This is a genomic window from Micromonospora sp. NPDC049836 (assembly GCF_044465125.1).
In the GTDB taxonomy this organism is placed as follows: Bacteria; Actinomycetota; Actinomycetes; order Mycobacteriales; family Micromonosporaceae; genus Micromonospora.
Window position 1 is genome coordinate 30,242 of sequence record NZ_JBITLH010000009.1, and the last position, 20,343, is coordinate 50,584.

Sequence of the window (20,343 nt, forward strand, 5' to 3'; positions counted from 1 at the left end):
GAGGACGGGGCGGTGCGCATGATCGGTCGGCTCCTCCGACGGGGCCACCGGGCAGCCGGGGCCGCCCGGCGCGGCGACGACCCGGGTCTGCTCCGGCTCCTGCTGATCGGGGGCACCGCCGGTGCCGGCTGGCTGCTGGCGGCCGTGTCCGGGGTGCAGGTCCGGGAGAACTCCGTCGGCTACCTCGCCGTGGCCGGGGCGCTGCTGGTCGTCGGCCTCTACAGCAGCACCCACGGCATCTCCCGCGAGGAGCTGCGGGGCGGCACCGGCACCGTGCTGCTCGCCGTGACCGTCGGGGTGCTGGCCAAGGCCGCGCTGATCGCCGGCACCATGTACCTCGTCTTCCGGGAGCCCCGCTACGCCGTGCTCGGGCTCGCGGTGGCCCAGATCGACCCGCTGGCGGTCGCGGCCATGACCGCCGGGTCCCGGATGTCGGCGCGGGCCAAGGCGCTCCTGGCGGCCTGGGCGTCGTTCGACGACCCGATCACCGTGGTGCTGACCGTCTACGGCGCCGCCTGGCTGCTCCAGCTCGGCTCCGGCGGCACCGGCCGGCTGGCGACCGTCGGTCCCGCCGCCGGTTCGATCGGTGCCGGCATCGCCCAGAACCTCGCGCTGGGCGCGCTCGGCCTGCTGGCGTGGGGGGCGCTGCGGCGGCTGCCGGGCGGACGGGCGCGGCGGCGGCCGGGGGGCGCGGTCCGCCCGGCCGTCGTCGAGACGGCGGTCCTGCTGGCGCTGCTCGCGGTCGCCGTCGTCTACTCCCTGGCCCTCGGCGTCGCCCTGCTGGGGCTCTTCTTCCGGCCGCCGCTGGGCCGGCTGCTCGGCGGGGTGACCCAGGGCGCCTTCCTGGCCGCGTGCTTCCTGTTGGGACTGGCCCTGGCCCAGGGGGTCGATCCGTGGGCCGGCCTGGTGCTGGGGCTGGCCGCCTTCGCCGCCCAGGTCGTGGTCGGCGTGGTCATCCCGGCCCGGATCAGCCGGCGCGACCGGGCCTACCTGGCGCTCGGGCAGCAGAACGGGATCACCGCGATCATCCTCGCCCTCCTGCTGGAGCCGAGCGTGCCCGGCACGGTGGGGGTGGTGGCGCCGGCCATCCTGGTGGTCGCGGTGCTGCACGCCGCCACCAACGGCGTGCTGGAGAACGGCTGGCGGCCGAAGTCGCCGCCGGCGGGCCCGGCCGCCGCCCGCCCCGGTCCCCCCGTGCCTCCGGTACCGCCGGTGCAGGCCGGAGCGGACCCCACCGCCGCTGCCCCGGCGGTCGAGCGGGAACTGCGCTGAGCCGCAGACCCCCGCGCCGCGCGAATCCGCCGGGTCAGCCGGGCCGGCCCGCCGAACCGTCCACCGCGCGTCCCACCCGGACACCCAGTTCGGCGAAGGTACGCCGGATGTCGTCGAGCCGGATCGTCGGGCCGGCCAGCCGGGAGACGACGCCCTCGTGCTCCGGGTCGCGGGCGCTGGACTCGACCAGTTTCTTCAGCTCGTCCAGCGGGATGTCGTGGTAGAGCGCCTCGTAGCGGGTGCAGATCCGATCCAGCCGGTCCCGCTCGGCCGGGCTCGGCTGGCCGCCGGCGCGCAGTTCGGAGGCGTCGTACCAGTCCAGGAAGGCGTACTGGAAAGCCTGCACGAGCTTGCCGAGGAAGACCGCGGTGCCCAGCGGGCTGAACCCCTCCTGCTGTCTGAGCCGCGCCTGCACGGCGCGCACCCCGGCGTTCGCCGGGCGGCCCGGCGTCTCGACGAACACCGCGCTCAGGTCGTCCTCCATCCGGTCGATGGAGCTCAGCAGTCGTAACGCGTCCTGGAAGAGCTCGTCGACGGCGGCCAGCGTCGGGGTGGCGGCGGAGCGGGCCGAGGCCGGGGGGTCGCCGCCCCGGGTGGTGCTGGCCACCTCGCGGCGGATCTCGGTCAGTTGCCGCTCGGTGGTCTCGCCGATCCCGGCCAGGTGCTGCGCCACGTACTCGATCAGCTCCTGGGTGGTGGACTGTTGCCGGCTGATCCGTTCCACCCCGTCGATGATCACCTCGAGCGGGTTGGCGGTGACCGTCTCCCGGTGGCGCCGCAGCACGCCGGTGACCACCGACTGGAGGGTCTCCGGGAAGGACTCGCGGCCGTAGACGATCGGGTCGTTGGGCTTGAGGATCGGCACGAGTTGGGCGGCGAACGCCTCGGTCAGGTAGCCGACCACCACCAGGACGACCTCCACCGAACCGGCCTCCGCGCGGGCCCGGGCGGCGCGTTGCCGGACCTCCGTGACGTCGGCCGGGGACACCACCCCGCCGGTGAGCAGGATGGCGCAGCGGTACTCCCCCTGGGAGTCGGAGACCCAGTAGTCGACCGGCGCCTCCCCGCCGGGCTCCCGCAGGTGTCCGCGCGAGACCCGGATCCCCACCTTGGTGAGGACTTGGTAGACCTCCCGGCGGACGTCGAGCACGCTGGCGAGGTCGAAGTGGACGCCGCTGACCTGCCGCACCACCTCCGGGCTGATCAGTTCCTGCGTCCCCTGCGCCCAGCCGTAGAGGTAGTGGCAGAGGGTGATGAACTGTCGGGGTACGCCCTTGGTCAGGGCGACCAGGGTTTCCACCGCCTGCTGGGTGAACGGCTCCAGCGCGTCGTCACCCCGGATGGCCCGGTGCGACGACCGGATGAACTCCTGGACCTCCGCGACGGTCATCGGGGTGAGCTCGACGATCTCGCCCAGCCGCTGCCGGGTGCTCTCGTCGGGGATCTTGACTATCTCGGGCATGCCGGCGAGCACCACGAAGGCCCCGGACTCGCCGACCGCCTCCAGCATCCGTTTGAACGGCCCCATCCGGTCGGCGAAGTCGCTGCGGCTGTCCACCGCCGACAACACCCGGTCGAACTCGTCGATCATCAGCACCGCGGGACGGCCCCGGTCCCGGTGCAGCCGCCCGAACGCGGCCATCGCGTCCAGCGCGGCGCCGTCGGTGGCGATGGTGCGGAAGATCCCCCGCTCCTGGAGGAAGTCCCGGGGCGGGTTGCCGGTCAGCCAGTCCCAGACCAGTGTCTGCACCTCGGGCTGGAGCAGCAGGGTGAAGGCCGTACCGAGGTCGTTGTCCCGGGTGACCCTGATCAGGGTGGCCTGCAACCGTTGCAGCAGCAGCCGGTCGGGCAGGTGCAGCCGGGCGACCACCGCGACCGGGTCGATCTCCCCCTGCCGCAGCCGCGTGGCGGTCCGGGCGGCATACGGCGTCGCCTCCAGCTCGTCGGCGACCACCTCGGCGTAGTAGTCGCTGAGCAGGTCCATCACCCGCGGGCGTTTCACCTGCGCGATGAATCGCCGGTAGAGGTCGACGAAGGTCCCGTTCGGAGCGTCGAGATAGACCGGGTCGGCGGCCGGGGCCGACTCCAGGACCCGACGGCGCAGGGCGGCCGTCAGGTGCGTCTTGCCGGTGCCGAAGTCCCCCACGAGCGTCAGGACCCGGCCCTTGCGGGGCTGCTCGGGGGTGTGCGGCGCGCGCAGGTACTCGTCCAGCGCCGCCCTGGCGCGGACCACTGCCGTGGTGGCCACGGTGACCACGCTGGTCGCGCTGTCGCCGACCCGGGCCACCGGGGTCGGCAGGTAGGGGTTGACACCGTCCGCCGGAAAGAGCGTGCGCCCGGGTCGACCGGCACCGTCCGGGGTCGGCCGCACTGCCTGGTCACTTGGCATCGGTCTGATCCCCTGACTCGTCCTCGTCGGTCGCTGGTCGCTGCGGCGCCTCCGGTGGTCCTCCTGTGCGCGGAGCCGCCGGGCCCTCCGTGACCGGGGGGTCGTCCGGCAGGTACGGGCGACGCTCCTCGAAGGACTCCTCCCGGCGCTCGTAGAATGTGCTGATGTGCTCGTCGGTGATGGTGGCGTCGCCGTCGGCAATCGCCCGCGTCCACACATCGTGACACAACTCACGCAGTGCGCTCAGCGTTAAGCCGGGGTCGGCCGGAACGAGCTTTTCCATCATTTGTTTGTCGACCTTCGGCCAGCCCAGGTCGGGATTACGGGCCAGCCGGCCGCTGGCGTAGGTCCAGCCGTCGTTGGCCTTGAGGGGGCCGAGACTGAGCACGATCGCCTCGGCCTTTCCGTTCCCGTCCAGCTGCCGGTGCCAGGCCCGGACCGCGTCCGGGTTGCGGCTCTCCAGGAAGAAGAAGACCCGCTCGACGCGGAAGCCCATGTAGTGGTGGACCGGGTGGACCGGGGCGAAGTCCCCCTCCTGGCCCGGGCTGTTCACCTGGTCGAGGAAGGCCGGCAGGATGATCGCGGCGAACTCGCCGCGGGAGCGCAGCTGGCTGCTGAGCGTCCGGTACGCCGAGGGCGCGGGCGCGGTCCCCGGCTCGGGATAGTTGGCGTCCTCGAGGTGCACGTCGGTGAGTACCCGGTGGGCGAGCCGGTCGAAGTAGCCCCACAGCTCCGAACGGCCATCGGGCGCCGGCGGGGTGAACGGCTCGTACCGGGTCAGGTCGACGATCTTCAGGGCGGTGTCGGCGAGCGCCTGCTGGAGGTGGTGGACACACCGGTGGATCAGTGAGGTCTTGCCCGAGCCGCGCTCGCCCGTCACCACCACCAGCCGGCCGGGCTGCTTGCCGTCCTTGCGCATCGGCGGCAGGAACTCGACGAACCGATCGTAGGCCTGCTGGGTCTGGTCCACCCCCAGGTAGAGGTGCTCGTGCTCGGGATAACCCCACGGTTGCAGCGCGCCCTCCGCCGCCGGCCCCAGTTCCTTGATGTCGAACGGGTTCCGTGCCGGCTCGCCGTTCGGACTCATGCCATGCTCCGTGGGGACTCGGTGGGCGGGTCGGCGGCCGCGACAGCGGGGGTCGGGGTGGGATGCCGGCGGCGGCGCCGGGACAGCAGGGCCGCGCGGATCGGTCGTTCCCGGGCCTCGGCGACTGTCCGCACGCCGGCGCGCAGGTCGTCGAGGGCGGAGCGCACCCGCACGGCCCGCTCGCCCTGCGGGCGGCGCACCTCCGGCGTCGACCAGCCGGTCGTCAGCGCGGACCCGAGCGCTCCGTCGTCCAGCTCGGCGAGCATCCGCCCCACCTCGGGGTGCCGGTCCGGGCGGGGCGTCTCCGCCAGGGTGAGCTGCAACCGGGTGCGCAGGTCGTCCAGCGTCTCCCCGCGGGGCACCGGCCGGCTGGCGTCGGTCGCCGCGTCCATGAACCCGAGGACGGCGGTGACGAACGCCCGGGCGTCGGTGCGCAGCGCGGCGGAGTGCTTGCGTACCTCGGTCATCCACTCCCGCCAGCCGGTGGTGGCGGTGGTGGTCAGCAAGGTCAGCGCCGCGCCGACCAGCAGTGGCCAGAGCACCTTCCAGGTCGACCCGGCGGAACCGGCGCCGGTGCCGCCCTCGTCGAGCTGGGCGGCGGCGACCGCGACACCGCAGGCGCGGGCGAAGTCCTCCCGGTGCCGCCCGCGCCACTCCTCCAGCGGCCAGTCCCGACCGTCGTCGTGGACCTGGTCGGCGGCGGGTGCGGCGGTGGCGAGCCGGAGCAGCACGGCGGCCCGCGCCACCGCCGGTCGCTCGGCGGGCGACAGGCAGAGCAACGCCTCGGCGGCCGCCCTGTCGGCCGGCTCGTCCTTTCCGCAGGCGGCCAGGGCGAACAGGGTGAGGAACAGCAGCGGGCCACACAGCGACGGCATCATCCATCGACGGAGTGCGCTGACCCGCATAGCCCTGGACTCTATCGAGAGTGCGCCCGCACTGGTGTCCCGGCCATCGGCATAACTTCCGACGCTGCCGTACCCCGGAAATTGTCCACAGTGTGCTACCGGTCGGGGGCATTGAGTGGTATTGCGACCGCCATTCCGCACGACATTCGGGCCGCTGTGATTCGCATTTCGCCGCGAATTCACGAAAATTGCGGGAAGGAGCGGGCGGCCGGGGACGGCGGCCCGCGGTGGCGTACCACCGCGGGCGCCGTCCCGGGTCAGACGTTCGCCACCAGCAGGGCGGGCTGCTCGACGCAGTCCGCCACGTGGCGGAGGAACCCGCCGGCCACCCCACCGTCGCAGACCCGGTGGTCGAAGGTGAGGCTGAGCTGGGTGACCTTGCGGACCGCCAACTGCCCGTCGACCACCCACGGCTTGTCCACGATGCGCCCGACCCCGAGCAGCGCCGCCTCGGGGTGGTTGATGATCGGGGTCGAGCCGTCCACGCCGAACACCCCGTAGTTGTTCAAGGTGAAGGTGCCGCCGGTCAGCCGGGCCGGGGGCAGGGTGCCGGCCCGGGCCGCGGCGGTGGTCTCGGCCAGGGCGGCGGCCAGCTCCCGGGTGGTCAGCCGCTGGGCGTCGCGGAGCACCGGGACGACCAGCCCCCGGTCGGTCTGCGCGGCGATGCCCAGGTGCACACCGGCCGACTGGACGATGCGCTGGCCCTCGGTGTCGACGTGGGCGTTGAGCTGCGGATACCTCCGCAGCCCGCTGAGGCAGATCCGGGCCAGCAGGGCCAGGATGCTGACCGGCGCGTCCGGGGTGGCGGCGTTGATCGCGGCCCGGGTGGCCAGCAGCCCGGTCGCGTCCACGTCGACCCAGATGGTCACCTCGGGGATTTCCCGCCGGCTGCGGGAGAGCTTGTCGGCGATCACCTTGCGGATGCCGGTGAGCGGGATGACCACGTCCCCGTCGGCGGCCGGGGCGAGCCCGACGTGCGCCGGGGGCGCGTCCGGCACGGCCGCCAGCCTCGCGGCCGGCGCGACGAGCGCGGCCTCGACGTCGGCGCGGCGGATCACTCCACCCGGGCCGGTGCCGCGCAGCGACGCCAGGTCGACGCCGCGCTCCCGGGCGAGCCGCCGGACGATCGGGGAGATGACCAGCGCGGCCCCGGCCGGCCCGGCCTGAGCCGGCACTCCGCCGTCGCCCGCCGCCGGCCGGCCCGTGGCGTCCCGCCGGTCGGCCGCCGCGGCGGTCGGGGCGGCCACGCCGGCCGGCGCCGGCTGCTCTCGGGTGCCGCCGGCCGCCGTGCCGGCGCCGGGCTCGGGCGCCAGCGCCAGCCGCGGGCGGCGTCGCCGCCGTCCGGAGCCGCCGTGGCCGGTGCCGTACCCGATCAGGACGTTGCCGGAGCCGGCCCGCTCCTCCTCGCGGTAGGTGGCGTGCGGATCGTCCCCGGCCTCGCCGTCGAGCGGTGCGATGGTGATCAGCGGCTGGCCGACCGGGCGGACCTCACCCGCCGCGCCGTGCAGGGCGACGACCCGGCCGGCGTACGGGCAGGGCACGTCGACCACGGCCTTGGCGGTCTCCACCTCGACGACGGTCTGGTCCACGGTCACCACGTCGCCGACGGCGACCCGCCACTCGACGATCTCCGCCTCGCTCAGCCCTTCCCCGAGGTCGGGCAGCAGGAAGTCCCGGGTGCCGACGGAGGTGGTCATGCCGTGCGTGCGTTCGCTCATGCCGCCACCCACCGCTCGTCGGGCTGGTCGTCCCACTGCAGCCGGGCCACGGTGTCCAGCACCCGGTCCACCGACGGCAGGTGGGTGTGCTCCAGCATCGGCGCCGGGTAGGGGATGTCCAGCCCGGACACCCGCAGCACCGGGGCGTGCAGGGCGTGGAAGCAGCGCTCCTGCACCCGGGCGGCGATCTCCGCGCCGACCCCGGCGAAGCCCTGCGCCTCCTGGATCACCACGCAGCGGCCGGTCCTGCGCACCGAGGCGGTGACCGTGGCGTCGTCGAACGGCACGATGCTGCGCACGTCGACCACCTCCAGGTCCCAGCCCTCCTCGCGGGCCGCCTCGGCGGCCTCCAGCGCCACCGGCACGGCCGGCCCGTACGCGACGAGGGTGGCGTCGGTGCCGGGCCGGCGGACGACCGCCGTGCCGAACGGCGCGGTCCGGGCCGGCAGCTCCGCCTCGGCGCTGGCGAAGTAGAGCTTCTTGGGCTCCATGAACACGACCGGGTCCGGGTCGTCGATCGCCTCGCGCAGCAGCGAGTACGCGTCCTCGACGGTGGCCGGGGTGACCACCTTCAGGCCCGGGGTGTGCGCGTAGTACGCCTCGGACGAGTCGCAGTGGTGCTCGACCCCGCCGATGCCGCCGGCGTACGGGACCCGGATGACGATCGGCACGCTCAACGCGCCCCGGGTGCGGTTGCGCAGCTTCGCCACGTGCGAGGCGATCTGCTCGAACGCCGGGTACGCGAAGGCGTCGAACTGCATCTCGACCACCGGCCGCAGCCCGGACATGGCCAGGCCGACGGCGAAGCCGACGATGCCGGCCTCGGCGAGCGGGGTGTCGAAGCAGCGCTTGTCGCCGAACCGGGCCTGCAGCCCGTCGGTGATCCGGAAGACGCCGCCGAGCTGGCCGACGTCCTCACCGAAGACGACCACCCGCTCGTCGTCGAGCATCGCGTCGGCGAGCGCGGCGTTGAGCGCCTTCGCCATGGTCATGGTGGCCATCAGGCGTCCCCCTCCTCGTCGCGGGCCGCGGCCAGTTCGGCGCGGACCTGCTCGCGCTGCTCGACCAGTTGCGGGGTCGGCTCGGCGTACACGTGGTCGAAGAGGCTGAGCGGGTCCACCTCGGGGTGGGCGTTCATCCGGTCGCGCAGCGCGGCGGCATACGCCTCGGCCTCCTCGGCGATCGCCGCGACGGCGGCGTCGTCCAGCGCGCCCCGGTTGCGCAGGTACGCCTCCAGCCGGGCGATCGGGTCGCGGTCCCGCCACGCCTCGACCTCCTCGGCGTCCCGGTAGCGGGTCTGGTCGTCGGCGTTGGTGTGCGGTTCCATCCGGTAGGTGTGCGCCTCGACCAGGAACGGCCCCTTGCCGGCGCGGGCGTGCGCCACGGCGCGGTTCAGCACGGCGAGCACGGCCACCGGGTCGTTGCCGTCGACCTGCTCGCTGGGCACGCCGTAGCCGACGCCCTTGTAGGCCAGGCTCGGCGCGGCGGTCTGCCGGGACAGCGGCACGCTGATCGCGTACTTGTTGTTCTGCACGAAGTAGACCACCGGGGCCTTGAACACGGCGGCGAAGTTGACCCCCTCGTGGAAGTCGCCCTCGCTGGTCGCGCCGTCGCCGATGAAGGCCAGCGCCACGGTGTCGCGCCCCTGGTAGGACTCCCCGTACGCCAGGCCGGCGGCGTGCACGCACTGGGTCGCCAGCGGGGTGCACTGCGGTGCGGTGTGCGCGGCGGCCGGGTCGTACCCGCAGTGCCAGTCGCCGCGCAGCAGGGTGAGCACCTCGACCGGGTCGATGCCGCGGGCGGTCAGCGCCATCGACTCGCGGTAGGTGGGGAAGACCCAGTCGGTGTCGCGCAGCGCGAGGACACCGCCGACCTGGCAGGCCTCCTGGCCCCGGGAGGACGGATAGACGGCGAGCCGGCCCTGCTTGGTCAGCGCGGTGGCCTGCACGTCGAAGCGGCGGCCGACGACCATCCGCCGGTACATCTCCCGCAGCGCCTCGACGGGCGGCTCCGGGTAGTCGTCCCGGGCCGGCAGCGGGGTGCCGTCCGGGTCGAGCAGGCGGACCGGCTCGGTGTGCGGCAGCAGGCCGGCCGACGGATCGGGGGCGGCCGGGGTGGCCGGCCGGCGGGTGCGGGGGGATGCCCTGCGGACCGCCTGGGGTGTGGTCGTCACGGCGGGGACCTCCTGGACGTGTGGTGGCCCTATGCTCCTGCTGTTGGATGATTGACTCAACATCCGGGATGAACGCGGGACGAATGGCAGTGAGATGAGGTCGTCATGAGCCAGGAGACCGGCACCACACCGGGCGCGGCGGCCGGAACGGGACGTTCGGCCGGGCCGCTGGACGAGGTCGACCGGCGGATCCTGCACGAACTCGTCCGCGACGGCCGGCTCTCCATCCGCACGCTGGCCGAACGGGTGCACGTCTCGCGCACCAACGCGTACGCCCGGGTGGAACGGCTGCTGCGGGACGGGGTGATCGCCGGGTTCCGGGCGCTGGTGGCGCCGGAGCCGGCCGGGCTGGGCACCTCGGCGTACATCGCGCTGACCATCGAGCAGAACACCTGGCGCGAGGTGTCGGCCGAGCTGGCCCAGGTGCGCTACATCGAGCACGTCGCCCTGCTCAGCGGCGAGCACGACGTGCTGGCCCTGGTCCGGGCGCCGGACAACGCCACCCTGCGGGACGTGGTGCTGGACCGGGTGCAGAGCATCGCCGGGGTGCTGTCGACCCGGACCTGGCTGGTCTTCGAGGAGTACGACGGGACGCAGAGCCCCTGGCAGTGACGGCGCTCAGCGCTCCGGCGGGGCCTCCAGGCCCTCCTGGTCGGCCAGCTCCAGCAGCGGCTCCAGGGAGAACCGGCGGTCGTCCAGGCCGGCGTGCGGGTCACCCCGCTCGGCGAACCGGGCCGGCAGGCTCAGCACGTCGAAGTCCTCCGGCCGGGCGTCGTCCAGCTCGGCCCAGTCCAGCGGGGCGGAGACCAGCGCGCGCGGGGTGGGCCGGATCGAGTACGCCGAGGTGACCGTGTGGTCCCGGGCCATCTGGTTGTAGTCGACGAAGACCGGCCGGTCCCGCTGGTCGCGCCACCAGGTGGTGGTGACCAGGTCGGGCAGCCGGCGCTGCACCTCCCGCCCCAGCGCCAGCACCGCCCGCCGGCACTCCCCGAAGCTCCATCGCGGCTCGATCGAGAGGTAGACGTGGATGCCCCGCCCGCCGGTGGTCTTCGGGTAGCCCACCAGCCCCAGCTCGTCGAGGAACGCCCGCACCTCGTGGGCCACCGGCACCACCTGGGCGAAGTCGACGCCCGGCATCGGGTCGAGGTCGATGCGGAGCTGGTCGGGGTGCTCCACGTCGGTCTTCGACACCGGCCACGGGTGGAACCGCAGGGTGCCCAGGTTGGCCGCCCAGATCACCACGGCCAGCTCGCTCGGGGCCACCTCGTCGGCGGTCCGGCCGCTCGGGAAGGTGATGTGCGCCGTGCGTACCCAGTCGGGCGCGCCCGCCGGCAGGCGCTTCTGGTAGAACGCGTCGCCCTTGTTGGTCTGCCGGGTGGCGACCTTGGCGCCCTCGAAGACCCCGCGCGGCCAGCGCTCCAGCATGGTCGGCCGGTCCCGCAGGGCGCGCAGGATGCCGTCGCCGACGGCCAGGAAGTAGCGGACCACGTCCAGCTTGGTCAGCCCGCGTTCCGGAAAGTAGGGCTTGTCGGGGCTGGAGACGCGGACCAGCCGCTCCCCCACCCGGATCTCCTCGGCCGCCGTGGTCGCCACGCCTCACACCGTACGACGCCGGGGGCCCGCGCGCGGGGAGGTCGTCAGGCGACCAGCAGCGCCCCGAGGCCGATCAGCGGCACCCCGACGAAGAGGAAGATCCCGGCCCCGGTGAGCACCCGCCCGTCGCCGGCCCCCTCCCGCTCCGGCGCCAGCCCGAACACGCTGCGGGCCGGCATCGTCTCGATCCGGCTCAACGTCAGGTCGCCGGTCATCCCGATCAGCGCGCCGACCACCATGCAGGCCACGCCGAGCCGGTGCCCGAAGTCCCCGCCGTCGACCGCGACCCACACCCCGACGATCGCCGCCACCAGCGCCACGGCGACGACGAAGAGCACCAGTGCCTCGCGCAGACCCCTGATCACCGTCATCCGTGCCGCCCCCGACCGACCCGTCCCTGCCTGATCGGTAGTTTCGCACGTCGATGCGACCGGCGGCGTCCCGCGCGAGCCGCCCCCAGGGCCGCAGCCCGACCGGGCCCGCCCGACCCGCGCCGGCCGGCCCGGGCCGCGTCCCGACCCGGGCGCGGCACGGTGGCCGCCGGCACGGTTACCCGGCGTGGGCCGGGGGTACCGCAGCCCGCATGGCGGAACTGGCAGGGCTCTGGATCATCCGGCACGGGGAGAGCACCGCGAACGTCGCGGCCACCGCGGCCGAGGCCTCCGGCGCCGAGCTGATCGACCTCACCCACCGGGACGCGGACGTGCCGCTCTCCCCCACCGGCGAGGAGCAGGCCCGGGCCACCGGCCGCTGGCTGGCCGGGCTGCCCGCCGACCGCCGCCCGGACGTGGCGGTGGTGTCGCCGTACCTGCGGGCGGTGCGGACCGCCGAGCTGGCCCTGCACGGCACGGACGTGCCGGTGAGCCGGGACGAGCGGCTGCGCGACCGGGAGCTGGGCATCCTCGACGGGCTCACCGGGCACGGCGTCGGGCACCGGTACCCGGAGGAGGCGCGGCGCCGCGCCCGGCTCGGCAAGTTCTACTACCGCCCGCCCGGCGGCGAGTCGTGGACCGACGTGGCGCTGCGGCTACGCGCGCTCCTCGGCGACCTGCGCCGTGACCACGCGGGCGGCCGGGTGCTGCTCTTCGGGCACGACGCGCTGGTCTTCCTGCTCCGCTACCTCGTCGAAGGGCTGACCGAGGCCGAGCTGATGGCGCTCACCCGGGAGCACGTCATCGCCAACTGCTCGGTCACCGGCTGGTCCGCCGACCGGGCCGGCCGGCTGGTCCCGGCGGTGTTCAACGACGTGGCCCACCTGCACCAGCAGGGCGCGCGGCCGACCAGGGAGGACGAGGTCCATGCCGAACCGGTCTGAGGTGATCACGCCCGCGCTGCTGCGGGACTGGACGCTGCCCGTGCCGACCGGCGGGAAGGAGGCCCGCGGCACCGTGCTGGTGGTGGGCGGCTCCCGGTTCACCCCCGGCGCGGTGCTGCTGGCCGGGGTCGCCGCGCTGCGCGCCGGTGCGGGGGTGCTGCAACTGGCCGCGGCCGAGTCCACTGCCGCCGCGCTGAGCATCCAGGTGCCCGAGGCGCTCGTCGTCGGCCTGCCCGAGACCGGCGACGGCGCGGTGCGCGGTGACCCGGGCGACCTGCTCGACGGGCTGGTCGCCGAGGCGGACGTGGTGACCGTCGGGCCCGGACTCAAGGACATCGACGCCACCGGCGGCCTGCTGCACCTGGTCCTCGGCGCGGCCCGGCCGGAGACGTCGCTGGTGCTCGACGCGTACGCCCTCGGCGCGCTCAGCCACGAGCCGGACCTGCTGGTCGGCTCCGGCCGCCGGGTGGTGCTCACCCCGAACCTCACCGAGGCGCGTCACCTGCTCGGCGACGAGCCCGGCGACGACCTGGACGCGGCCGCGGCCGAGGTGGCCCGCCGGTACGACGCGGTGGTCTCGCTCTACGGCCACATCGCCACCCCGGACGGGCAGGGCTGGCGGGAGGAGAGCGGCGACGCCGGCCTCGGCACCTCCGGCAGCGGTGACGTGCGTGCCGGCCTGCTGGCCGGGCTGCTCTCCCGCGGCGCGGAGCCGGCGCAGGCCGCCTGCTGGGCCGCGTTCGCGCACGCGGTGAGCGGGCAACGCCTGGTGCCCCGGTACGGGCGGATCGGCTTTCTGGCCCGTGAGCTGCTCGACGAGATCCCCTACACGCTGGCCACCGTCTGACGGTTATGGTCTGCCCGTTCGGGTGTGTGTAACAACACACCCGCTCCCTACGCTGATTGCCCGAGAGCAAGCGACCTGCTTGTGCTCCGCCGGCCCGCTGCCCACCAGGCAGTGGGCCCGGCCAGATCGGCCCCCTGGGAGTCTGTGTGAAGAACCTCCGTCGCAAGACACTGGCCGCCGCGTCCGCGATGACGCTCGGCGCCGGCCTCGCCGTCACCGGCGGGCTGGCTCCGGCGGCGGCCGCCGGACCGGACACCTCGTATCTGGTCCTCGCCCCGCAGGGCGCCAACACCAGCAAGGCAGCCGCCCGCGTGGCGGCCGCCAAGGGCACCGTCGTGGCCAGCTACGACCAGATCGGCGTGCTCGTCGTCCGCTCCACCAACCCGGACTTCGCCACCCAGGTGGCGGGCGCCGGCGTGGAATCGGTCGCGTCCACCGCCGGCCTGGGCACCGCCCTCGACGAGGGCGAGACCGTGGAGGCCACCGCGGCCGACGTCGCCGCCGCCACCGGCGACCCGACCACGGAGCCGCTCTACAGCCTGCAGTGGGACATGGACATGATCCACGTGCCGCAGGCCCACGCGGTCAACAACGGCAGCCCGAACGTCGTCGTCGGCGTGCTGGACAGCGGCATCTCCAGCAGCCACCCGGACCTGGCGAGCCAGATCGCCAAGGACAAGAGCACGTCCTGCATCGGCGGTGTCACCGACACCACCGAGGCGGCGTGGAACCCGACCACCAGCGACCACGGCACCCACGTGGCCGGAACCATCGCCGCCGCCGTCAACGGCGTCGGCGTGACCGGCATCGCGCCGGGCGCCAAGGTCGCCGCCGTGAAGGTGGTCAACGACGACGGCTACATCTTCCCGGAGGCCGCGGTCTGCGGCTTCGTCTGGGCCGCCGAGCACGGGATGCAGCTGACCAACAACAGCTACTACATCGACCCGTGGGAGCTGAACTGCAAGAACGACCCGCGGCAGCGGCCGGTGTGGCAGGCCGTGCAGCGGGCGATCCGCTACTCGCAGTCCAAGGGCGTGCTCAACGTGGCGTCCGCGGGCAACTCCAACTACGACCTGGCCCACAAGATCACCGACACCGGCAGCCCGAACAACGGGACGCCGGAGAACCGCGAGAACCTCACCAACGCCTGCCTCGACCTGCCGGCCGAGGCGCCGGGCGTGGTGACCGTGTCGGCGGTCGGCCCGACCGGGGAGAAGAGCTACTACTCCTCCTACGGCCAGGGCGTGGTGGACGTGACGGCGCCGGGCGGCGACACCCGGTTCCGGACCCAGGGTGTGCGCTCGACCAGCACCGACTCCATCCTGTCCACCACCTTCAACACCACCACCCGGACCAACGGGTGGGGGTACAAGCAGGGCACCTCGATGTCCGGCCCGCACGCCACCGGCGTCGCGGCGCTGGCGCTCTCCGCGCACCCGGGGATGACCCCGGGCCAGCTGGCGTCGTTCCTGGAGCGTACGTCGGTGGCGCAGGCCTGCCCGGCGGGCGTCTACAACCCGGTCCCGTTGATCTCGGCGACCGACCCGCACCTCTACGACGCGACCTGCTCCGGCGGCGCGCGTAACTCGTTCTACGGCGCCGGCATGGTCGACGCCTACAACGTGGTGCGGTAGTTCCAACCCTTCGGTGGGGCCCGGCGACCTGTCGCCGGGCCCCACCCGTTTGTCCAGGTCGGGGCGGGGGTACCGGGGCGACATCAGCCGACTCTAGGAGGTCACCGGTGTCCACCGATGCCATCGTCCTGCTCAAAGAGGACCACAAGGAGATGCGCCGCCTGTTCAAGGCGTTCCAGGATGCCGAGGAAGGGCCGGCGAGCGAGCGGAAGAAGCTGGTCACCCAGATCCTCGAAGCGCTGACCGTGCACACCTACCTCGAGAACGAGGTCATGTACCCCGAGGTGCGCAAGCTGGTGCCGGACGTCGAGGACGACATCCTCGAGTCGTACGAGGAGCACCACGTGGCCGACGTGCTCTGCTTCGAGCTGTACACCATGGACGCCGACGACGAGCGGTACAACGCCAAGACGACGGTGCTGATCGAGAACGTGCTGCACCACGTCGAGGAGGAGGAGCAGGAGTGGTTCCCCAAGGTCCGCGACGCGCTCGGCCGTAACCAGCTCCAGGAGATCGGGCAGCGGATGATCGACCTGCGCCCGAAGGCGCCGAAGACCCCGACCGCCCCCAAGGCGCTGAAGAAGTCGCTGGACGCCGTCGTCGCCTGAGCCGGACCGACCACCCGACGGCGGGACCCGGCCTCGGCCGGGTCCCGCCGTCGCGCGTACCGGTCAGTCGCCGGAGCCGGGCTCGGCCATCTTCCGGTGCTGCTCCGCCTTCAGCCGATCCGGGACGATCTTGCCCTGCCCGCCCCCGCCGCGGCTAATTCCCGCCGCCGCGACCGGCCGGGCCGGGCGACACCCCGGGGACGTCCGGGTGACCCCGGCGGCCGGGCCGGGCGTACCCGGTAGGATCAGGCCGGGCCGTGACTGGCGCGTGGGGATGGAGAACCATCGGGAAGCGGTCCCGTCATGAGGACGCACGCCGAGCGCCTGGGCCTTCCGCACGTCATCAGGAGGTCGCATGTCGCCGAACGCCGAATCCACCGCCTTCCGCAGCGCGCTGGAGGTGATCCGCGCCGTCGAGCCGCGGGTGGCGGACGCCATCGGGGCGGAGCTGGCCGACCAGCGCGAATCGCTCAAGCTCATCGCCAGCGAGAACTACGCCTCCCCGGCCACCCTGCTGGCCATGGGCAACTGGTTCAGCGACAAGTACGCCGAGGGCACCATCGGCCGCCGCTTCTACGCCGGCTGCCAGAACGTGGACACCGTCGAGGCGCTCGCCGCCGAGCACGCCAAGGAGCTGTTCGGCGCGGCCCACGCGTACGTGCAGCCGCACTCCGGCATCGACGCCAACCTGGTCGCCTTCTGGGCGATCCTCGCCGACCGGGTGGAGTCGCCCGCGCTGAAGAAGGCGCAGGTGCGCCAGGTCAACGAGCTGACCGAGGCGGACTGGTTCGCGCTGCGCCGCGAGCTGGGCAACCAGCGGATGCTGGGCATGTCGCTGGACGCCGGCGGGCACCTGACCCACGGCTTCCGCCCGAACATCTCCGGCAAGATGTTCGACCAGCGCAGCTACGGCACCGACCCGGCGACCGGCCTGGTCGACTACGACCAGGTGCGGGAGGCGGCCCGCGAGTTCAAGCCGCTGATCCTGGTGGCCGGCTACTCGGCGTACCCCCGGAAGGTCAACTTCCGGATCATGCGGGAGATCGCCGACGAGGTCGGCGCCACCTTCATGGTCGACATGGCGCACTTCGCCGGCCTGGTCGCCGGCAAGGTCTTCACCGGCGACTTCGACCCGGTGCCGCACGCGCACATCGTCACCACCACCACCCACAAGTCGCTGCGCGGCCCGCGCGGCGGCATGGTGCTCTGCGGCCCGGAGCTGGCCGACCAGGTCGACCGCGGCTGCCCGATGGTGCTCGGCGGCCCGCTGCCGCACGTGATGGCCGCCAAGGCGGTCGCGCTGGCCGAGGCCCGCCGTCCCGACTTCGCCGACTACGCGCAGCGGATCGTGGACAACGCCCGGGCGCTCGCCGACGGGCTGCTGCGCCGCGGCGCGAAGCTGGTCACCGGCGGCACCGACAACCACCTGGTGCTGATCGACGTCACCGGCTACGGCCTCACCGGTCGGCAGGCCGAGCAGGCGCTGCTCGACTCGGGCATCGTCACCAACCGCAACGCCGTCCCGCAGGACCCGAACGGCGCCTGGTACACCTCCGGCATCCGGATCGGCACCCCGGCGCTGACCACCCGGGGGCTGGGCACCGCGGAGATGGACGCCACCGCCGAGCTGATCCACACCGTGCTCAGCCAGACCCAGCCGGGCGAGTCCAAGGCGAAGTACGTGCTCGACCCGGCCCTGGCCGACCAGGTCAACAAGCAGGCCAGCGACCTGCTGGCCGCCTTCCCCCTCTACCCGGCCGTCAACCTCACCTGACGCTGTCCCACCGCCCCACGCCGGGGCTGTCGATCATGAAGTTGGCGGCACGGAACGCGCCTGCCCCGGCCGCCAACTTCAGGATCACGCCGGCGTGGGCGGGGGTGGGTCAGCCGCGGAGTGGGCGCTTGAGGTGGTAGCGGTGGACCTCGGTGCTGCCCTGGACGTTGTTGACGTCCTCGGCGGCGGAGACCAGTTCCCAGCCCTCCCGGCCGACGCGGTTCAGGTGCGCGATCGCGGTATCGCCGTAGGGTGTCACGTCGGTGCGGGACCCGTCCGGGGCGTACCAGACGAACGAGACGTGGAAATTGCGGCCCTGCCCCTGATAGCGGCGGACCAGCAACGCGTACTCCCAGGCAACCATCCGTCCATTATCAACGGTGCCCACCGGGGCCGGGAACACGGGTGGTGGCGGAACGGCGACACTGCGCCGTCAGGCCGGGCTGCCCACGGCGGCCAACTCGTCGCTGACCAGGGCGGCCAGCCGGTCCAGGCCCAGCTCGATCTGCGCCGGGGTGACCGCGCTGACCGACAGCCGCAGCGCCCTCACCCGCGCCCCGTCGTCGTAGAAGTGCGCCATCGGGGTCCACAGCACGCCGTAGCTACGGGCCGAGCGGTGCAGCAGCGCGTCGTCGACGGCGAACGGCACGGTCACCACCACGAAGAAGCCGCCGGCCGGGACGTTCCAGCGCACCGGCCCGCCGGCCGGGAAGCGGGCCGCCAGCCCGTCCACCATGTGCCGCAGGTTGCGCGCGTACGCGGCCCGCTCGCGGGCCGTCGCCGCGACCAGCGAGCAGTCGTGGGCCAGCAGCGCCCCACCGATCACCGCCTGGGCGATCGGCGAGGTGTTCACGGTGACCATGCTCTTGATCTTGGCGAGCTGGTCGGCGAGCGGCCCGACCGTCCCGTCGGAGCCGGCCACCCGCTGGTCGGCCACGACGTAACCGACCCGGGCGCCGGGGAGCACGGTCTTGGCGAACGAACCGAGATAGACCACCCGGCGCCGGGTGTCCAGCGCCTTGAGGGTGGGCACCCGCTCGGTGCCCGCGGCCGGGAACAGACCGTACGGGTTGTCCTCGATCAGCAGCAGCTCCTCCTCGGCGGCCAGGTCGAGCAGGCGGCGCCGCTGGTCCAGGCCCATGCTGACCCCGGACGGGTTGGCGAAGTCGGGCATCACGTAGCAGCCGCGCGGGCGCAACCCCTCGGCGCGGACCCGGCACACCTGGGCGCGCAGGTCCGCCAGGTCGACGCCGTCCGGGCCACCGGCGACCGGGCGCACCGGCAGGTCCACCAGCCGGGCCGCGCCGGTCAGCCCGACGTAGGTGGGGGCGACGGCGAGCAGCACGTCACGCGGGCCGGCGCGCAGCGCCCGCAGCACCAGGAACATCGCCTCCTGGCAGCCGACGGTCACCACGATCGTCTCCGGGTCGACGGTGAGCTGCTCGTCCACCGCCAGGTTGCGGGCGATCAGGTGGTGCACGATGCCCTTGGTCCGGCCGTACTGGAGCAGGGTCCGGTCCACCTGCGCGGGGCTCAGCCCCAGGTCGTCGGCGAGGTGCCGGCGGAAGGTGTCCAGGTGCCGGGCCGGCGCCGCCGAGTCGAAGAACTCCTCGTACGGGCGGCCGGCCGCCAACGACACCGCCTCCGGATAGTGCTGCGCCACCTCGTTGAGGAAGTTCATCGAGTTCAGCGCGGGGTCGTCGACCGACGGGTGCAGGTCGGCGACGGTCAGCTCCACCGGCTCCATGTCAGCCTCCGATCAGGGTGCGCAGCTGCCGGGCGGCGGCCGGGTCGGCGCAACCGGCGAGGGTGAGCGCGTCGCGCAGCTCGGCGCCGAGCAGGGCCAGCGCCGCCTCCGCGCCGGCCCGGCCGCCGGCCGCGAGGGCCCAGAGCAGCGGTCGCCCGACCAGCACGCCGCTCGCGCCGAGGGCGAGCGCGCGCAGCACGTCCGCGCCGCCGCGCACGCCGCTGTCGAGCAGCACCGCGCAGCGCTCCCCCACCGCCGCGACCACCTCGGGCAGCACGGCGGCGCTGGCCGGCGCGCCGTCGAGCTGCCGGCCGCCGTGGTTGGAGACCACCACGGCGTCCACCCCGGTCTCCGCCGCGCGCACCGCGTCGCGCGGGTCGAGGATGCCCTTGACCAGCAGCGGCAGCCGGGTACGCTCCCGCAGCCAGGCCAGGTCCGCCCAGCTCAGCGCGGGGGCGAAGACCGCGCCGGTGTGCACCGCCACCGCCGAGACGCCCGGGGTGCCCTGGTGCGCCAGGTCGTCCCGGCCGCCGGGCAGGTTCGCGGCCGTGACGTGCGGCGGCAGGGTGAACCCGTTGCGCACGTCACGCAACCGCCGGCCGAGCACCGGCACGTCGACGGTGACCATCAGGGCGGAGCAGCCGGCGTCGTGCGCCCGGTCCAGCAGGTCGGCGACCAGGCCCCGGTCACGCAGCCAGTAGAGCTGGAACCAGACCGCGCCGCCGACCGCGGCGACCTCCTCGATGGGCGTGCTGCCCAGCGTGCTCGCCACGTAGGGGACGTCCGCCGCGCGGGCGGCGGCGGCGAGGGCCAGCTCGCCGTCGGGGTGCAGCAGCTTCTGGTACGCCATCGGCGCGACCGCCACCGGCATGGCGTACCGGCCGCCGGGCAGGGCGGCCCCGGTGTGCGGCCGGTCCACCCCGGTCAGCACCCGGGGCAGCACCGCCACCCGGTCCAGCGCGGCCCGGTTGGCGGCCAGCGTGGTCTCGGTGCCGCTACCCCCGTCGACGAAGTCCCAGACGGCCGGCGGCAGCACCGCCCGGGCCAGCTCGGCGAAGTCCGGGAGGCTGGCCGGCGGCACGAACGCGGCCCCGGCGGCGACGTCCCGCCGCCCCGGCACCGCCCAGCCGTCGGGGGCCGCCGGGTCCGGGGCCGGGCTCCGGTCGGTGGTCACCGGTTCAGCCATGGCCGGACCCGCCCGCGACACCCGCCGGGGCGCCGCCCGCGTCGCGCGCCACCGCACCGCCCGGCGCGCCGCCGGCGCCGGCCGTGATCCCGGTC

The 20,343-nt window shown here is 74.0% G+C and carries 18 protein-coding genes and 1 riboswitch; of the genes, 7 read left to right on the plus strand and 11 right to left on the minus strand.

Annotation, left to right across the window (positions count from 1 at the left end):
• The first annotated feature begins 12 nt into the window (after positions 1 to 12).
• Entirely contained in the window at positions 13 to 1,272 is a 1,260-nt protein-coding gene (locus ACIBPB_RS23195; RefSeq protein ID WP_396841588.1) for a hypothetical protein, read from the plus strand.
• Between the two features lie 34 nt (positions 1,273 to 1,306).
• Here ACIBPB_RS23195 and ACIBPB_RS23200 read toward each other — a convergent pair whose 3' ends face one another.
• The 6 genes from ACIBPB_RS23200 to pdhA all read right to left on the minus strand — a co-directional run bounded on the left by ACIBPB_RS23200 (position 1,307) and on the right by pdhA (position 9,577).
• Complete coding sequence (locus tag ACIBPB_RS23200; protein WP_396841589.1) at positions 1,307 to 3,661, minus strand: hypothetical protein; 2,355 nt, start codon at positions 3,659 to 3,661, stop codon at positions 1,307 to 1,309.
• Positions 3,651 to 4,748 carry a hypothetical protein gene (locus ACIBPB_RS23205; RefSeq protein WP_396841590.1) on the minus strand — a complete coding sequence of 366 codons (1,098 nt, stop codon included), beginning with the start codon at positions 4,746 to 4,748 and terminating at the stop codon, positions 3,651 to 3,653. The genes ACIBPB_RS23200 and ACIBPB_RS23205 overlap by 11 nt, the downstream gene beginning before the upstream one ends.
• Positions 4,745 to 5,653: a hypothetical protein gene (locus ACIBPB_RS23210; RefSeq protein WP_396841591.1), complete on the minus strand. Its 909-nt coding sequence runs from the start codon at positions 5,651 to 5,653 to the stop codon at positions 4,745 to 4,747. Before ACIBPB_RS23210 ends, ACIBPB_RS23205 begins: the two co-directional genes overlap by 4 nt.
• 257 nt (positions 5,654 to 5,910) lie before the next feature.
• On the minus strand, positions 5,911 to 7,383 hold the full coding sequence (locus ACIBPB_RS23215) for a dihydrolipoamide acetyltransferase family protein (RefSeq protein ID WP_396841592.1): 1,473 nt from the start codon (positions 7,381 to 7,383) through the stop codon (positions 5,911 to 5,913).
• Complete coding sequence (locus tag ACIBPB_RS23220) at positions 7,368 to 8,372, minus strand: alpha-ketoacid dehydrogenase subunit beta (protein ID WP_357322886.1); 1,005 nt, start codon at positions 8,370 to 8,372, stop codon at positions 7,368 to 7,370. Before ACIBPB_RS23220 ends, ACIBPB_RS23215 begins: the two co-directional genes overlap by 16 nt.
• Positions 8,372 to 9,577 carry a pyruvate dehydrogenase (acetyl-transferring) E1 component subunit alpha gene (gene pdhA, locus ACIBPB_RS23225; protein WP_396841800.1) on the minus strand — a complete coding sequence of 402 codons (1,206 nt, stop codon included), beginning with the start codon at positions 9,575 to 9,577 and terminating at the stop codon, positions 8,372 to 8,374. The genes ACIBPB_RS23220 and pdhA overlap by 1 nt, the downstream gene beginning before the upstream one ends.
• Before the next feature lie 72 nt (positions 9,578 to 9,649).
• Here pdhA and ACIBPB_RS23230 point away from each other — a divergent pair, with 72 nt between their 5' ends.
• A complete protein-coding gene (locus tag ACIBPB_RS23230) occupies positions 9,650 to 10,156 on the plus strand; it encodes an Lrp/AsnC family transcriptional regulator (RefSeq protein WP_396841593.1) in 507 nt (168 codons plus the stop codon).
• Positions 10,157 to 10,162: 6 nt separating this feature from the next.
• Here the strand turns inward: ACIBPB_RS23230 and ACIBPB_RS23235 are convergent, their stop codons facing one another.
• Together ACIBPB_RS23235 and ACIBPB_RS23240 are read right to left on the minus strand one after the other, a co-directional pair.
• Positions 10,163 to 11,137, minus strand: a complete 975-nt coding sequence (locus tag ACIBPB_RS23235; protein WP_396841594.1) for a DNA polymerase domain-containing protein — start codon at positions 11,135 to 11,137, stop codon at positions 10,163 to 10,165.
• A gap of 44 nt (positions 11,138 to 11,181) precedes the next feature.
• Complete coding sequence (locus ACIBPB_RS23240; RefSeq protein ID WP_396841595.1) at positions 11,182 to 11,508, minus strand: hypothetical protein; 327 nt, start codon at positions 11,506 to 11,508, stop codon at positions 11,182 to 11,184.
• A 212-nt stretch (positions 11,509 to 11,720) separates the two neighbouring features.
• Here ACIBPB_RS23240 and ACIBPB_RS23245 point away from each other — a divergent pair, with 212 nt between their 5' ends.
• The 5 genes from ACIBPB_RS23245 (at position 11,721) to ACIBPB_RS23265 (ending at position 17,315) form a co-directional block, all read left to right on the plus strand.
• Complete coding sequence (locus tag ACIBPB_RS23245) at positions 11,721 to 12,452, plus strand: histidine phosphatase family protein (protein WP_396841596.1); 732 nt, start codon at positions 11,721 to 11,723, stop codon at positions 12,450 to 12,452.
• Positions 12,436 to 13,299: an NAD(P)H-hydrate dehydratase gene (locus ACIBPB_RS23250; RefSeq protein ID WP_357322870.1), complete on the plus strand. Its 864-nt coding sequence runs from the start codon at positions 12,436 to 12,438 to the stop codon at positions 13,297 to 13,299. Before ACIBPB_RS23245 ends, ACIBPB_RS23250 begins: the two co-directional genes overlap by 17 nt.
• Before the next feature lie 146 nt (positions 13,300 to 13,445).
• Entirely contained in the window at positions 13,446 to 14,933 is a 1,488-nt protein-coding gene (locus ACIBPB_RS23255) for a S8 family peptidase (protein ID WP_396841597.1), read from the plus strand.
• Positions 14,934 to 15,040: 107 nt separating this feature from the next.
• Positions 15,041 to 15,541 (plus strand): hemerythrin domain-containing protein, encoded by a 501-nt coding sequence (locus tag ACIBPB_RS23260; protein ID WP_357322864.1) that lies wholly within the window; start codon positions 15,041 to 15,043, stop codon positions 15,539 to 15,541.
• A 247-nt stretch (positions 15,542 to 15,788) separates the two neighbouring features.
• A riboswitch (ZMP/ZTP riboswitch) is annotated at positions 15,789 to 15,878 on the plus strand.
• An 18-nt stretch (positions 15,879 to 15,896) separates the two neighbouring features.
• A complete protein-coding gene (locus ACIBPB_RS23265; RefSeq protein ID WP_396841598.1) occupies positions 15,897 to 17,315 on the plus strand; it encodes a glycine hydroxymethyltransferase in 1,419 nt (472 codons plus the stop codon).
• Between the two features lie 109 nt (positions 17,316 to 17,424).
• On the opposite strand, the gene ACIBPB_RS23270 is transcribed toward ACIBPB_RS23265, so the two are convergent.
• From ACIBPB_RS23270 to ACIBPB_RS23280, 3 genes are all read right to left on the minus strand, one after another.
• Complete coding sequence (locus ACIBPB_RS23270; protein WP_357322859.1) at positions 17,425 to 17,679, minus strand: hypothetical protein; 255 nt, start codon at positions 17,677 to 17,679, stop codon at positions 17,425 to 17,427.
• Between the two features lie 69 nt (positions 17,680 to 17,748).
• A complete protein-coding gene (locus tag ACIBPB_RS23275; RefSeq protein WP_396841599.1) occupies positions 17,749 to 19,062 on the minus strand; it encodes a PLP-dependent aminotransferase family protein in 1,314 nt (437 codons plus the stop codon).
• Position 19,063: 1 nt separating this feature from the next.
• A complete protein-coding gene (locus ACIBPB_RS23280; protein ID WP_396841600.1) occupies positions 19,064 to 20,248 on the minus strand; it encodes an alpha-hydroxy acid oxidase in 1,185 nt (394 codons plus the stop codon).
• Between the last annotated feature and the right edge of the window lie 95 nt (positions 20,249 to 20,343).